Raw genomic sequence first — 13,713 nt, forward strand, 5'->3', positions numbered from 1 at the left:
GCAAGACGGATAAGGGGCCACCAACAAAGACGGGGCCCTGAAGGGCCCCGTCCATCGATCTCCAGTCAAAGCACCTAGGTGGTCTTCTCTTCGAGCACCGTCCTGCCGCGCGGCTTGCGGATTTCGTCGACGTAGGCCTGCATTTCGGCCGATGGCTCTCTGCCGAGCTTGCTAACGATGTAGATGACAGCGAAGCCGAGCGGCGTTCCCAACAATCCGCAGGCGATGTTGTTGAGGTCGAACCAGCCGACCTTGTTGGCCATCGGGTGGGCCAGTGTCGGGAAGCTCTCCATAGCATTGGGCAGTGCCATGGCTTTCGCGATGTCGACCAGCGGTGCCCCCGTCAGCGGGTTGGTCAGCGAGGTCATGCCGAAGTACTTCACGCCTGCGCCCGGGAAGTACCGTGTTGTCACGAGGTAGAACAGGCAGAGTCCGAAGCCGGCAATGATGCCGCAGATTGCTCCCGTTGCCGTGGTTCGCTTCCACCAGACGCCCATCACGAGCGCCGGGAAGTTGCCGGCCATTGCAAGCGAGAACGCCCAGCCGACCATGGCCAGGATGTCGCCTGGCTTGGTTGCCGCCGTCGCAGCCGCGACCACGGCGACGCCCACAAGGAGAGCGCGCGCCACCGTGAGACGGCGAATGGTCGGAGCGTTCGGATCGATCATCTTGTAGTAGATGTCGTGCGACAGCGCGTTGGCGATGGCGAGCAGCAGGCCGTCGGCGGTGGAGAGCGCGGCGGCGAGACCGCCCGCTGCCACCAGACCCGAGATCACATAGGGAAGGCCTGCGATCTCTGGTGTGGAAAGCACGATCACGTCGGTATTGATGACGAAGTCCTGCAGCCGGACCACGCCGGGATGATCGGCAATCGCCTTGCACGCGGCAATGATCGCGTCAATGTTGCTTGCATTCTTGCCGCAGATCTGGATCAGCCCGAGTTCACCCCAGCTGAACAACCAGGGGCGAATGGCGGACAGGTCTCGCCCGATGATGTTGGTGTAGACCTCCAGCTTGGAGAACGCCGCGTAGGCCGGCGCCGAGAAGTACAGCAGGAAGATGAACAGCAACGACCAGGCGACCGACTGGCGTGCCTCACGCACCGACGGGGTGGTGAAGTAACGCATCAAGATGTGCGGCAACGACGCCGTGCCGACCATCATGCACATGATGATCGCAAAGAAATTGAGCGGGCTATAGTTGATGAAGGGCTGGATGTGCGGCTTCAGCGCCGCGGCTGTCGTCAGACCCGTCGCCAGCATTTGCTGCTCGCGCGCGGTGATATCCGTGATCGCCTGCCCGTAGGTGAGTTCCGGAATCGGGATCCCGTAATTCTTGGTGGACAGGATAACGATGGGGGTCAGGTAGGCGATGATCAGCACGATGTATTGTGCGATCTGCGTCCAGGTCACGGCCCGCATGCCGCCCAGCATCGCGCAGAGCAGAATGCCGACAAGTCCGGCAAAGACCGCAAGCTCGAACTGCATCCCGAGGAATCGCGAGGCGATAATCCCGGTGCCGTAGATTTGCGCCGTCACGTAGGTAAACGAGCAGGCAACCAGCACGATCACGCCGAGGAAGCGGGCGAAGTTGCCGCCGTACCGGAACGACAGGAAGTCGGGCACGGTATAGGCACCGAACTTGCGCAGATACGGCCCGATCAGGATCGACACCAGCACAAATCCGCCTGTCCAGCCCAGCACCCAAGCGAGGCCGTCGTAACCCAGCAGGAACAGGGTGCCGGCCATGCCGACGAAAGATGCCGCCGACATCCAGTCGGCGCCGGTCGCCATGCCGTTATAGAAAGCCGGAACACGCCGTCCGGCGACGTAATATTCGGAGACTTCGGCGGTTCGCGTCATCACGCCGATGATGGCGTAGACTGCGAGCGTGAAGAAGACAAACAGGTAGCCAAGGATCTTGTTCGGAACGCCAACCTGCTCGAGAATCGCGAGGAAGATGATGAATCCTATGAAGCCGCCGGTATAAGTACCGTACATCCTCCCCAAATTCTTGATGAAGTCCGAGGTGCCGGCAGAAGCTTGTGTAGCCATGATCTCATCCCCTCAATCTTCCTCGGCAAAGCCGAATTCGCGATCGATCTTGTCCTGCTGTTTCGCGAACATGAACAGCATGACAACGAAGGCGATGAGTGACCCCTGCGCCGCCATGTAGAAGCCGAGCGGGAAGCCGAGAATCGGAATGACGATAGTGTTGAGCGGCTTCACGAACATGTGGATCACGAAGCCGAAGAAGAACCAGATGCCGAGATGCGTGAACATCAGGCGCGAGGTCTTCGCCCAGTGTGCTTCTTCTTTTGCTTTCAGATCTGTGGGGTTAGCCATGGGTTGCAAATCCTCCCTCAAGACACCGGTCAGCAAGTGCGCCGGGATTGAATGATCGAGGGGATTGCAATCCCGTCAGCGCGGCACCCCCCCTGCGCCGCAGTCCCAACCGCTCTTGTGCCGGTTTGGAACTAACGAAGGCTACATCACGAACAGTCAGTTCTTAATAATACTTTCGGGGGGTAGAATATGTTGCGACTGCTAACAGCGATGCCGCATTGGAATCATTGCGCTTTGCAGGTACCGGAAAGTTGGACAAGCTGATCCAGGCCGCCGCACGGGAAAGGACTGCGATGAAGCTGTTCGAAAAACTGTTTCGACCCCGTCCGCCGATTCGGGACCGCGAGGCGCTCGCGGACTTCATCGACGCCCAATCGGCATACATCGTACAGAAGGGCATCTACGAGTATTCGCGCGCCCGCGCAGGCCATTACGCCAAGGTGCTGTTTGCCGAGGAGGGCTTTGCCAGATCGGTCGAACGGGCACGCTGGGAGGCTTTTCCGCTCGGGCTGGCGATGGTCGGCGAGACCGTAGATGTCGTACTGCGTCCGCACGCCGGGGAACAGCGCCGGGCGGTGCTCGACCAGATCATCGAGGTCGTCCTTTCGGTGTTCGACCGTTATCCGGTGCCGCCCTCGATCGGCGAGGCCGCCTGGCAGGAGGCGCGGCGCGAACTGGCGCATCGGCTCGACCTGGTCGGCGGGCACGCGCCCAAGCGGGTGATGGACATTCCCGAACCGCTGGCCGAGAGCTACTTTGCCATGATGCCGATCCACGAAAAGCTGCGCGGGCGCGATTTCCAGACCACGCGCAACTACCTGCGTGTCAGCCTGTGCAACATCCATGACGAGTTGGTCGATCGGATCGATGCGCCTGCCGTGACCAGCGCACTGCTTGAATAGGGCGTCAGGCACATTGCCAACGCCAGCTTGTCGACCGGCACCAGGTGAGGGGAGGAGGCTGATGGACAGGACGGCTGGCAGTGTCCCGCTGTTGTCACTCGACGCCGTTGTCATCGATGTCGAAACCACCGGGCTCGATCCACGCAAGGCGCGGGTGATCGAGCTTGCTGGCGTGCGGCTCACCGCTGGAAAACTGGTTGCCGACGGTTCGTTCCGTCAACTGGTTCGGCCGGCCGGCGAGACAATCCCAGCTGAGACGACACGCATCCATGGCATCGACGATGCCATGGTGGCCGGCTCGCCGCGTTTTTCGGAGGTTTGGCCGCGCTTCGACGCGTCTGTCGGTCGGGCCGTCATCGTCGGGCACATGATCGGTTTCGATCTCGCGATGCTGAAGCGCGAATGCGAACTGGCGGGGTTGCCATGGTCGCGGCCCCGGACGCTCGATACCAGGTTACTTGCGGAGATCGCCGCGCCGGAACTAGCCGGCTATGAGCTGGAGAAGCTCGCGGCCTGGCTCGGCATCGACATGGTCGACCGGCATTCTGCACTGGGCGATGCGATCACAACGGCGCGGATATTCCTGGCGCTGGTGCCGAAGCTGCGCGAACACGGCATCCGGACCGTTGCCGAAGCCGAACGCGCCTGTCGCGCGCTCACCGCCGTGCTCGACGATCAGGTGCGCAGCGGCTGGATCGAGGCAGTCGACGCAGCGGCCCGCCTCGATTCCGAGCAGACCCTGAAGCGCTTCGATAGCTATGCGTTCCGCCACCGCGTCGGCGGCATCATGCGGACGCCGGCGATCTTCGTCCCTCCGGATGCCACGGTCGGCGAAGCGCTGGCGCAAATGGCGGACGAGAAGATATCGGCCATTTACGTGCGCGGACCGCAGCCGGGCCCGGAAATCAGGGCGGCTGAGGCGGGTATCGTGACGGAGCGCGACGTGCTGCGCGCCGTCTCCCGGCTGGGTGCCCGGGCGCTGCAGCGACCAGTCGCCGAGATCATGAGCACGCCGCTGGCGGCGGTCCCGGCGGATGCGCTTGTCTATCGCGCGATCGCCCGGATGAATCGTCTCAAGACCCGCCATCTCGGTGTTGTCGACGACGCTGGCCACGTGGCCGGTGCATTGTCGACGCGCGATCTGCTACGCCTGCGCGCGGGCGACGCCATATCGCTCGGCGAGGAGATCGACGATGCAGGCGACCCGCATGCGCTGTCAGCGGCCTGGGCGCAGTTGCCGCGCGTCGCGCGAATGCTTCTGGCGGAAGGATTGTCCGGTCGCGATATCGCCGAAGTGATTTCCCTGGAACTGGGCGCTCTTTCCCGCCAGGCCGCGGTGATCGCCGAGCGGATGATGCGGGAGAGCGGCCGGGGCGGGCCGCCGTGCGAGTATGCGCTGCTGGTGCTCGGATCGGCCGGACGCGGCGAGAGCCTGTTGGCGATGGATCAGGACAACGCCGTGATCTTCGCGCAGGGCGAGCCCGACGGCGAGGAGGATCGCTGGTTTGCCGAACTCGGGACGCATGTCGCCGATATCCTGCACGAGGTCGGCGTGCCCTATTGCAAGGGCGGTGTCATGGCGAAAAACGCGCTTTGGCGCGGCTCGGTGGCAACATGGCGGGATCGCGTCGACAAGTGGATCACACGTTCCGGTCCCGCCGATCTGTTGTCCGTCGATATCTTCTTCGACCTGCGGGCGGTTCACGGCGACGGCAGCCTTGCCGTCTCGGTGCGTCAGGCGGCCTTCGCGGCGGCCGAAGGCCAGGTCGCGTTCATCAAGCTGTTGGTCGAGAACGTCAGCGTTCCGGCGAGCCTGAAATTTTTCGGCGGGATCCGCACGGTCGCCGGCCGTATCGACCTCAAGGCGGCCGGATTGTTTGGTCTCGTTGCATGGGTGCGCGCGATGGCAATCCGCTATCACGTCATGGAACGGTCGACGTCGGCGCGACTGGCCGGCGTGAAGGCGGGGGTTCAGGCGAGCGAGAGCGATCTCGATGCGCTTGGCGAAGCCCAGGGCACCTTTCTCGATCTCATCCTGTCGCAGCAGGTTGAGGACATCGCCCACGGCATCCCGCCTTCCAACGCGGTTGCCGTGAAGCGATTGTCGGGCCGTGACCTCGATCGGCTGCGTGCGGCACTCGATGCTGTCTCCACCATCGATGAGCTCGGCCGCGCGACCTCCTGTTCAAGGATTGACGCAACGCGTCTTTTCGAAAGCGAAGCATTTTTCTCCGAGTTCCCTGTGGGCTCGGCCGGGCTGGCCCCAAATCCCCAATTGTTCATTTTTTTGCGTTGCACCATTCGAGGGAAACTGGTGCCGATTAACTGCTTTTGCGCGACGCGGGCAAGGTTGCCTTGCAAGTCGCTTCCTGACAGTGGACAATCAAATTGCTGTCAATCAGCAACGACTTGCATGCTTTCCCGACCTCTTGTCGGCGCCCGGAACAGATGATCGCTGCTGCCAATACCCACCTCGTCATCGCCGATGACCATCCGCTCTTTCGCGACGCTCTGCGGCAGGCGGTTGCCAGTGTCGTGGCTTCGGCCGTCGTCAGCGAAGCCGGCACGTTCGACGAACTCACGACGCTACTCGAGCGGGATTCCGACGTCGACCTGATTCTGCTCGATCTCACGATGCCGGGGATTTCGGGCTTCTCGGGCCTGATCTACCTGCGGGCGCAATATCCGGCGATCCCGGTGGTGATCGTGTCGGCGAGCGACGATGCGGGCACGATCCGGCGGTCGCTCGATTTCGGTGCCTCCGGCTTCATCCCCAAGCGCTTCGGCGTCGAGACGCTGCGCGACGCCATCATGAAGGTGATGGAGGGCGACGTCTGGGTGCCCCCGGACACCGATCTCTCCTCGGCCACCGACCCCGACATGACGCGGCTGCGCGACCGCCTAGTGACGCTGACCCCGCAGCAGGTGCGGGTGCTGATGATGCTGTCGGAGGGGCTGCTCAACAAGCAGATCGCCTATGAGCTCGGCGTCTCCGAAGCGACCATCAAGGCGCATGTCTCGGCGATCCTGCAAAAGCTCGGTGTCGAAAGCCGCACGCAGGCCGTGATCGCGGCGGCGAAAATCTCCGGCGGCCAATGGCGCCAGGGCACGCCGACGGGGTGATTGGGGGGACGTCGTTCCGGGGCGCGAAGCGAGCTATGGGGCGCCCTTGCGCCCTGAGAATCTCGAGATTGAAACGCGCTGGAGCTCCAAAGTCCACCGTCGTCTCCGCAAGCTCCACCGTCGTCCCCGCGAACGCGGGGACCCATAACCACAAATCTCGATTGTTGAAATGCGCTGGAGCTCCAGCGAGGCATAACCACAGACAATTGTGGTTATGGGTCCCTGCGTTCGCAGGGACGACGTCGTTGAGAAATTCCCGCGCTTATTCCGCCTGTCCGCGGCGCAGGGGATGCGCTGGATGACCGGTTTGCGAAGGTGGAGCCATACGCTCCGCAAGCTTCACCGTCGTCTCCGCGAACGCGGGGACCATAACCACAAATCTCGATTGTTCTCAGGTGCGCATTGCGCACCATAGTTGGATGCTGACGCATCGCCTCGGAATGACGGTGTGCATTACTCCGCCGCCACCATCTGCTGCGCGCGCCACTGGCCGAGCAGGGCGCGGAGCGAGGCTGGCTTGACCGGCTTGTTGAGGATCGCGACGTTTTCCTCGCGCGCGGCGGCGCGGACGTTGGGGCTGCGATCGGCCGTGATCAGGATGGCGGGAATGTTGTCGCCGAAGCGGCGACGGATCTCGCGGATCGCGGCAACGCCGTTGCCGCGGTCGAGATGATAGTCGACCAGAAGGCCGGTCACGCTGTGGCCGGACGATTCGATCGCAGCGATCGCGGCTTCCGGGTCAGCTACCGCGATCACCTCGGCGTTCCAGGCCGTCAGCAGCGTCTTCATGCCGTCGAGGATTGCCGGATCGTTCTCGATGCAGACGATCAAGGCGCCACCCATCGGCATCTTGGAAAGCGGCGTCGCGCTGGTGACGGCGTGGGTGTAGTTGACCGCCTTGGCGACCGGCACGGTCACCGAAAACACCGAGCCGCCGCTGACGTTGGCGTCGATCGCGATGCCGTGGTTGAGCACGCGCGCCAGCCGCTCGACGATCGATAGACCAAGGCCGAGGCCGCGGGCGATCCGCGCGCCCTGCTCGAGGCGGTGGAACTCCTTGAAAATCTCGCCGCGCTTCATCACGGGAATGCCGACGCCGGTATCGTAGACGGCGATCTGCAAGGATTGTCCGTGGCGGCGGCAGCCGACCAGCACGCGCCCGCGCGGGGTGTATTTGATCGCGTTGGAGATGAAGTTCTGCAGCAGCCGCCGCAGCAGCGAGCGGTCGGACTGCACCGGCAGCGAGCAGGGGACGAAGGTCAGCTCCAGCCCCTTGGCGCGGGCGATCGGCGCAAACTCGATCTCCAGCGAGCGCATCAGGTCGGCCATCTTGAAGCTTGAGATCGAGGTCGTCATTGCCCCCGCATCGAGCCGCGAGATGTCCAGCAGCGCGCCGAGGATCTCCTCGATCGCCTCCAGCGAGTCGTCGATGTTCTCGACCAGGCGGGAGTCCTCACCGCCGTTCTGCCGCTCGACGAGGCTCGTGACGTAGAGCCGCGCCGCGTTGAGCGGCTGCAGGATGTCGTGGCTGGCGGCGGCGAGGAATCGGGTCTTCGAGATGTTGGCGTCCTCGGCGGTGCTCTTGGCCTGCGCCAGTTCGGAGTTCAGGCGGGTGAGCTCCTCGGTGCGGTCGCGCACGCGCTTTTCCAGCGTCGCATTGGCGCGCTCGAGCGCCTCGGCGGCCTCGAAGCTCGGGGTCACGTCGGAGAAGGTGATGACGAGGCCGCCGCCCGGCATCCGGTTGGAGCGGACCTCGATCACCATATGGCGATCGGCCAGGCGCTCCAGATAAGGTTTGCCCTCGGTGGTGTAGGCCTCCAGCCGCCGCGTCAATAGCGTATCGGGATCGCCGGCGCCAGACGCGCTGACCGCGCCCATGAATTCGAGGATTTCCTGCAAGGGAATGCCGAGTTGCACGAGGTGCGGCGGCAGCGCGAGAATTTCGCCAAACTGGCGGTTCGAGCAGATCAGTTGCAGATCGGCGTCGAACACCGCGATGCCCTGGCGCACATGGTTGAGCGCGGTCTGCAGGATCTCACGGTTGAAATGCAGCGCGGCGTGCGAATCGTCGAGCAGCTTCAGCGCGGCCTTGGCGGAGACGGTGCGCTTGCGCAAGAGAAGCGACATCACGAGGCGCGAGGAGGCCGCGCCGATCGAGGAGGCGATCAGGCGCTCGGCGTATTGCAGCAACTCGAAATCGGCAGGTGCCGCCGGATCGAGGTTGCCGGGATGACTGGCCGCAAAGGTCTCGAAGGCCTGGGCCGCGCGCTCGGGGCCGAGATATTGCGCCACCGTGCTCTGGATGTCCTGCACGGTCACGGTGGTGCGCCAGCGCCGGAACGTCGGGGCGATCGGCGCCAGCGTGTTCGGCACGAACAGGTCCGCCTGCAGCCGTTCGATCGAGGACGGCTGGCGCGCGAGCGACATCACAACATAGGTCAGGATGTTGAGCGCGAGCGACCAGAACACGCCATGCATCAGCGGTGGCAGGTCGGTGCCGAGCAGCGCCTGGGGACGCAACGCCACGATGCCGAACGGCCCCTGCTGCAGCAACAGAAGGCCGGCCGTACTGCCCTCCAGGAAACTCGGCAGGAACAGCGTGTAGAGCCACACGGCGATGCCGACCAGCATGCCGCCCATCGCCCCGCGTGCGGTTCCGTGGCGCCACACCAGGCCGCCGAAGAACGCCGGCGCGAGTTGCGCCAGCGCCGCGAACGACAGCAGGCCGATCGCCGCCAGTTGGGTGTTGCCGAGCGCGCGGTAGTAGAAATACGCCATCACCATGATGGCGAAGATCGCGATGCGTCTAATCTTGAGCAGAAAGTCGCCGAAATCCTTGCTGCCGTAGCGCGCCCCGGGACTTCCCTTCAGCACCATCGGCAGCACGATGTCGTTGGAGACCATGATGGAGAGCGCGACGCATTCGACGATCACCATCGCGGTCGCGGCCGACAGGCCGCCGACGAACACGGCGATGCTGAGCAGCGCGGAATTGGCCTCGATCGGCAGCGCCAGCACATACATGTCGCTGTCGACGGCGCCGAACGGGAAGGTGACGAGACCGGCGATCGCGATCGGAATCACGAACAGGTTGATGGCGATCAGATAGAGCGGAAACAGCCAGCGGGCCCGATTGACCTCCTCGAGACTGGAATTCTCGACCACGCTGACGTGGAACTGCCGCGGCAGCAGCATGATCGCGCAAAACGACAACAGCGTCATGGTCAGGAAATTGCCGATCGACGGCACGTAGCTGATGGCGCGCACTGCCTCCGGTGTCTTCATCGCCCGCTCGATCAGTTCGACGGGCGTGAACATCCAGAAGGTGACGAAAGCGCCGGCGGCGATGAAGGCCACCAGCTTGACGATGGATTCGGTGGCGATCGCCAGCATCAGGCCGTGCTGATGCTCGGTGGCGTCGGTCTGGCGGGTGCCGAACAGCACCGCGAATGCCGCCATCGCCAAGGTGACGACCAGTGCGATGTCGCCGATCAGCGGAATAGAGGAGAACAGCTTGTCCTCGCTCAGGATCGTCTCCAGCGATGAGGCCACCGCCTTGAGTTGCAGCGCGATGTAGGGCACCGAGCCCACGATCGCGATGACCGCCACGGTGGCGGCGACTGCCTGGCTCTTGCCGTAGCGCGCCGCGATGAAGTCGGCGATCGAGGTGATGTTCTGCGACTTGGCGAGCTGGATCACGCGCCGCAATAGCGGCGTGCAAAGCCCGATCATCAGGATCGGCCCGACATAGATCGCGAGGAAGTCGACGCTGGTGCGGGTGGCGAACCCGACGGAGCCGAAGAAGGTCCAGGAGGTGCAATAGATCGCCATCGATAGCGGATAGATCAGCATGCTGGCGCGGCCGCGCTGGCTCGGCGACAGGCGGTCGCCGTAGCTGGCGACGACGAACAGCAGGCCGATATAGGCGAACGCGGTGGCGATTACGCCCCAGTCGTGCAGCATCGCTCTCGGGTCCTCCCTCTCCCGGCGCTTGGATTGCGGACGTGTGCCTTTCACGCCAAACCGGACGCTCGTAAACGCCATGGCCGGAAGAGGTGAATATAGACGCTTTGGGCCGGCAGCGCACGGCGCCACCGGCCCAATTCGAAGGAATTAGGACGGGTAGGGTTACTCGGCCGCCAGCGATTTCTGCCTCACGGGCAGCCCGAGGCGTTCCCAGACCTGCAGCAGCGCTTCCGCGAGCCGATCGATCAGCCCGTCATCGTGGTAGGGCGAGGGCGTGATCCGCAGCCGCTCGGTGCCCTTGGCGACCGTCGGATAGTTGATCGGCTGGATGTAGATGCCGTGCTCTTCCAGGAGGATGTCGGAGGCCAGCTTGCACTTCTCGGGATCGCCGACGAACAGCGGCACGATGTGGGTGTCGCTCGACATCACGGGCAGCCCGGCTGCATTGAGGATCGCCTTGACCCGGGCGGCGCGGTCCTGGTGGCGCTCGCGTTCCCAGTTCGAGGTCTTCAAATGCCGGATCGCAGCCGTTGCGGCCGAGCAGATCGCCGGCGGCAGCGCGGTGGTGAAGATGAAGCCCGGCGCATAGGAGCGGACCGCGTCGATGATCTCGGCATTGCCGGCGATATAGCCGCCGAGGCAGCCGAACGCCTTGGCGAGCGTGCCTTCGAGCACGTCGATGCGGTGCATGACGCCGTCGCGCTCGGCGATGCCGCCGCCGCGCGGGCCGTACATGCCGACCGCATGAACCTCGTCGACATAGGTCATGGCGCTGTATTTCTCGGCGAGATCGCAGATTTTCGAAAGCGGCGCGACGTCGCCGTCCATCGAATAAAGGCTCTCGCAGGCGATCAGCTTGGGCCGGTCGGGGCCTGCAGCGATCAAAAGTTCCTCGAGATGGGCGAGGTCGTTGTGGCGGAAGATCTGGCGCTCGCAGCCGGCCTGGCGGACGCCCTCGATCATCGAATTGTGGTTCAGCGCATCAGATAGAATGAGGCAGTTCGGAATAAGCTTTGCAATCGTCGAAATACCGGTCTGGTTCGACACATAGCCCGAGGTGAACAGCAGCGAGGCCTGCTTGCCATGCAGGTCGGCCAGCTCCTGCTCGAGCTGCACCAGCGGATGATGGGTGCCGGCGATGTTGCGGGTGCCGCCGGCGCCGGTGCCGACGCGGGTCGCGGTCTCCACCATGGCGCCGACCACCTTGGGGTGCTGGCCCATGCCGAGATAGTCGTTGGAGCACCAGATCACGACATCGCGCTTGCCCTTCGGCGAGTGCCAGACCGCATGCGGGAAACGGCCCGCGATCCGCTCGAGGTCGGCGAAAACGCGGTAGCGCCGCTCGTCATGCAGGCGGTTGAGGGCGGCGTGGAAGAATCTGCTGTAATCCATCACAAGACCTGGAACGGAACCGGCCGTATTGGCGTCGGGCCTTTTTAGAGCCTTTCCAGCTTTGATGTCTACGCGAATTCCCACATTTCGGCGCGCCTCCGGAATGCTACTTAGGCGGAGCAAATGTTGATCCGGATCAAGGCGCTAACCGGGATTCTCGGTCCCGGTATTTCGGTGTGAAATCACTTGTGCCGCGCGTGTCGCCGCTTTTCGTACGTGGCCGTCGAGGTCGGACAAAAACGGGGATAGGACCGGTAGGAGTTCCGGACCTGAGAAGCGTTCGGCGAGTTCACACGCCCACTGCCGATGCCGGGCAAGTTCATCGGTGCAAAAGGCCTCGAAAATGCACGCCAATTTGTGGAGGTGGCCTGCTGCCGCAATACCCAGGCGGCTTCCTTGCGCACCTCGATTTCCAAATCCCCCTTGAATATCTTAAATACCGATGGGAAATCCGTTTCTGCCCAGATGGAATTCAGCGCGCGAAGGGCGGTTCGCCGGGTGGCCCCAGAATCATTCGCCAGGAGAGGCAGAACGAGGGCGTGTGCTTCCTTTAGGCTCCATGCCTCGACAACATCACAAGCAGTGCGCACGACGTACCCCGATGGATCGCGGAGGGCGCTCAAGATGATCGCGCCCAACTCGCGGCCGCGCGGATGGCGTCCAATCATCTCCACCGCCGTTCGTCTTAGAAATTGGTCGTCGACCGCAGCCACGGCGGCGAGGGTTACCAACGCCTCAGCATCGTTGCGCGACCCGAGGGCTCGGATTGCCTCATGATTAACAGGCAGTTTGGCGTCGAAGCTCGACATTTGCCCGCCCTGAAAAATCAGGTGGTGCGGAACCGCAGCACGCCATCGCTGACTTCGCAGGTCAGGCGGCCCTCGACCAGCATGTAATTGACGTGGGCGACCAGTTCGCCGGCGGCAAAGCCCATCTGGTGCTCGTCCAGCACGTGCTTGTGGAATACGATCGGCACCAGCTCCTTCGAGGTCTGCGGCACTTCGCGGCAGGCTTCCGCGATCAGGCGGCAGCGATCCTCGTGATGATCGGCGAGCTGCTTGATGCGGGTCTTCAGCCCGTAAAACGGCACGCCGTGGCCGGGCAGCACCATCACGTCGTAAGGCAGCGTCGTGGTGAGGCTCGCCAGCGAAGCCAGATATTCCCCGAGCGAATTCTGGTCGGGCTCGACGGCCCAGACGCTGACATTGGGCGAAATCTTGCTCAGCACCTGGTCGGCGGATAGGAATAATTTGTCGGCGGCGCAGTACAACATCACCTGGTCGAGCGCGTGTCCGCCGCCGGTGATCACCTTGAAGCGGCGGGTGCCAATCACGACCTCGTCGCCATGCGAGATGCGGCGGTACGAGGGCGGCAGCACCGAAACCCGCTTCAAATAGTCCTGGCCGCGGCCGAGCAATTTGTCGGTCAGGCTCTCGTCCATGCCGTGGCGGCGGAAGAACAGCCGCTGCGCGTTGCGCCGCTCCTCGGTGCCGCGGTTCTGGTGATAGACCGATTGCAGGTATTCGACCTGCGACATCTGCAGCGGACAGTCGAAGCGCTCGACGATCCACCCGGCAAGACCGACGTGATCTGGATGCGAATGGGTCACGATCAGCCGGGTGATCTTCACATGCCGCAGCGGGCCCTCGAACAGGATGGTCCAGGCCGCAATGGATTCCTCGTTGCCGAAGCCGGAATCGACCATCGCCCAGCCATCGCCATCGGCGAGCAGATAGATGTTCACGTGGTTGAGCCGGAACGGCAGCTTAAGCCGGACCCAGAGCACGCCGGGCACCACCTCGACGACCTGATCGTGGCCCGGGTGGCTTTCGAAGGGGTACCGCAGTGCCTCGGCCGAGGACTGCACCGTGTCGGTTTTCGAATGCATGCTACCGGCTTAGCGGTAGAGGCGGCGCCGCGCTAGCCGAAAAAAGTGCTGGCGGTCATTCCGGGATGGTGCGCAAGCACCAGACCCGGAATCTCGA

General features: G+C 63.5%; 9 protein-coding genes. 3 read left to right on the forward strand and 6 right to left on the reverse strand.

Going from position 1 to position 13,713, the window contains the following annotated elements:
* Positions 1 to 74 precede the first annotated feature (74 nt).
* Entirely contained in the window at positions 75 to 2,054 is a 1,980-nt protein-coding gene (locus tag V1273_RS04045; RefSeq protein ID WP_334408796.1) for a sodium:solute symporter family protein, read from the reverse strand.
* Positions 2,055 to 2,066: 12 nt separating this feature from the next.
* Positions 2,067 to 2,345: a DUF4212 domain-containing protein gene (locus tag V1273_RS04050; RefSeq protein WP_334366390.1), complete on the reverse strand. Its 279-nt coding sequence runs from the start codon at positions 2,343 to 2,345 to the stop codon at positions 2,067 to 2,069.
* A gap of 293 nt (positions 2,346 to 2,638) precedes the next feature.
* Here V1273_RS04050 and V1273_RS04055 point away from each other — a divergent pair, with 293 nt between their 5' ends.
* From V1273_RS04055 to V1273_RS04065, 3 genes are all read left to right on the forward strand, one after another.
* Entirely contained in the window at positions 2,639 to 3,247 is a 609-nt protein-coding gene (locus V1273_RS04055) for a hypothetical protein (RefSeq protein WP_334366391.1), read from the forward strand.
* Positions 3,248 to 3,308: 61 nt separating this feature from the next.
* A complete protein-coding gene (locus tag V1273_RS04060; RefSeq protein WP_334408797.1) occupies positions 3,309 to 5,699 on the forward strand; it encodes a DUF294 nucleotidyltransferase-like domain-containing protein in 2,391 nt (796 codons plus the stop codon).
* Entirely contained in the window at positions 5,699 to 6,370 is a 672-nt protein-coding gene (locus V1273_RS04065) for a response regulator transcription factor (RefSeq protein WP_334412166.1), read from the forward strand. The genes V1273_RS04060 and V1273_RS04065 overlap by 1 nt, the downstream gene beginning before the upstream one ends.
* A gap of 453 nt (positions 6,371 to 6,823) precedes the next feature.
* On the opposite strand, the gene V1273_RS04070 is transcribed toward V1273_RS04065, so the two are convergent.
* From V1273_RS04070 to V1273_RS04085, 4 genes are all read right to left on the reverse strand, one after another.
* Entirely contained in the window at positions 6,824 to 10,333 is a 3,510-nt protein-coding gene (locus V1273_RS04070; RefSeq protein WP_334366393.1) for a hybrid sensor histidine kinase/response regulator, read from the reverse strand.
* 165 nt (positions 10,334 to 10,498) lie between these two features.
* Positions 10,499 to 11,728, reverse strand: a complete 1,230-nt coding sequence (hemA, locus tag V1273_RS04075; RefSeq protein ID WP_334408798.1) for a 5-aminolevulinate synthase — start codon at positions 11,726 to 11,728, stop codon at positions 10,499 to 10,501.
* Between the two features lie 182 nt (positions 11,729 to 11,910).
* Entirely contained in the window at positions 11,911 to 12,537 is a 627-nt protein-coding gene (locus tag V1273_RS04080; protein ID WP_334408799.1) for a HEAT repeat domain-containing protein, read from the reverse strand.
* Positions 12,538 to 12,554: 17 nt separating this feature from the next.
* The gene (locus tag V1273_RS04085) at positions 12,555 to 13,616 is read right to left on the reverse strand and encodes an MBL fold metallo-hydrolase (protein ID WP_334383874.1); all 1,062 of its coding nucleotides are present in this window, start codon (positions 13,614 to 13,616) and stop codon (positions 12,555 to 12,557) included.
* Positions 13,617 to 13,713: the final 97 nt, after the last annotated feature.

This window comes from Bradyrhizobium sp. AZCC 1721, from assembly GCF_036924715.1.
In the GTDB taxonomy this organism is placed as follows: domain Bacteria; phylum Pseudomonadota; class Alphaproteobacteria; order Rhizobiales; family Xanthobacteraceae; genus Bradyrhizobium.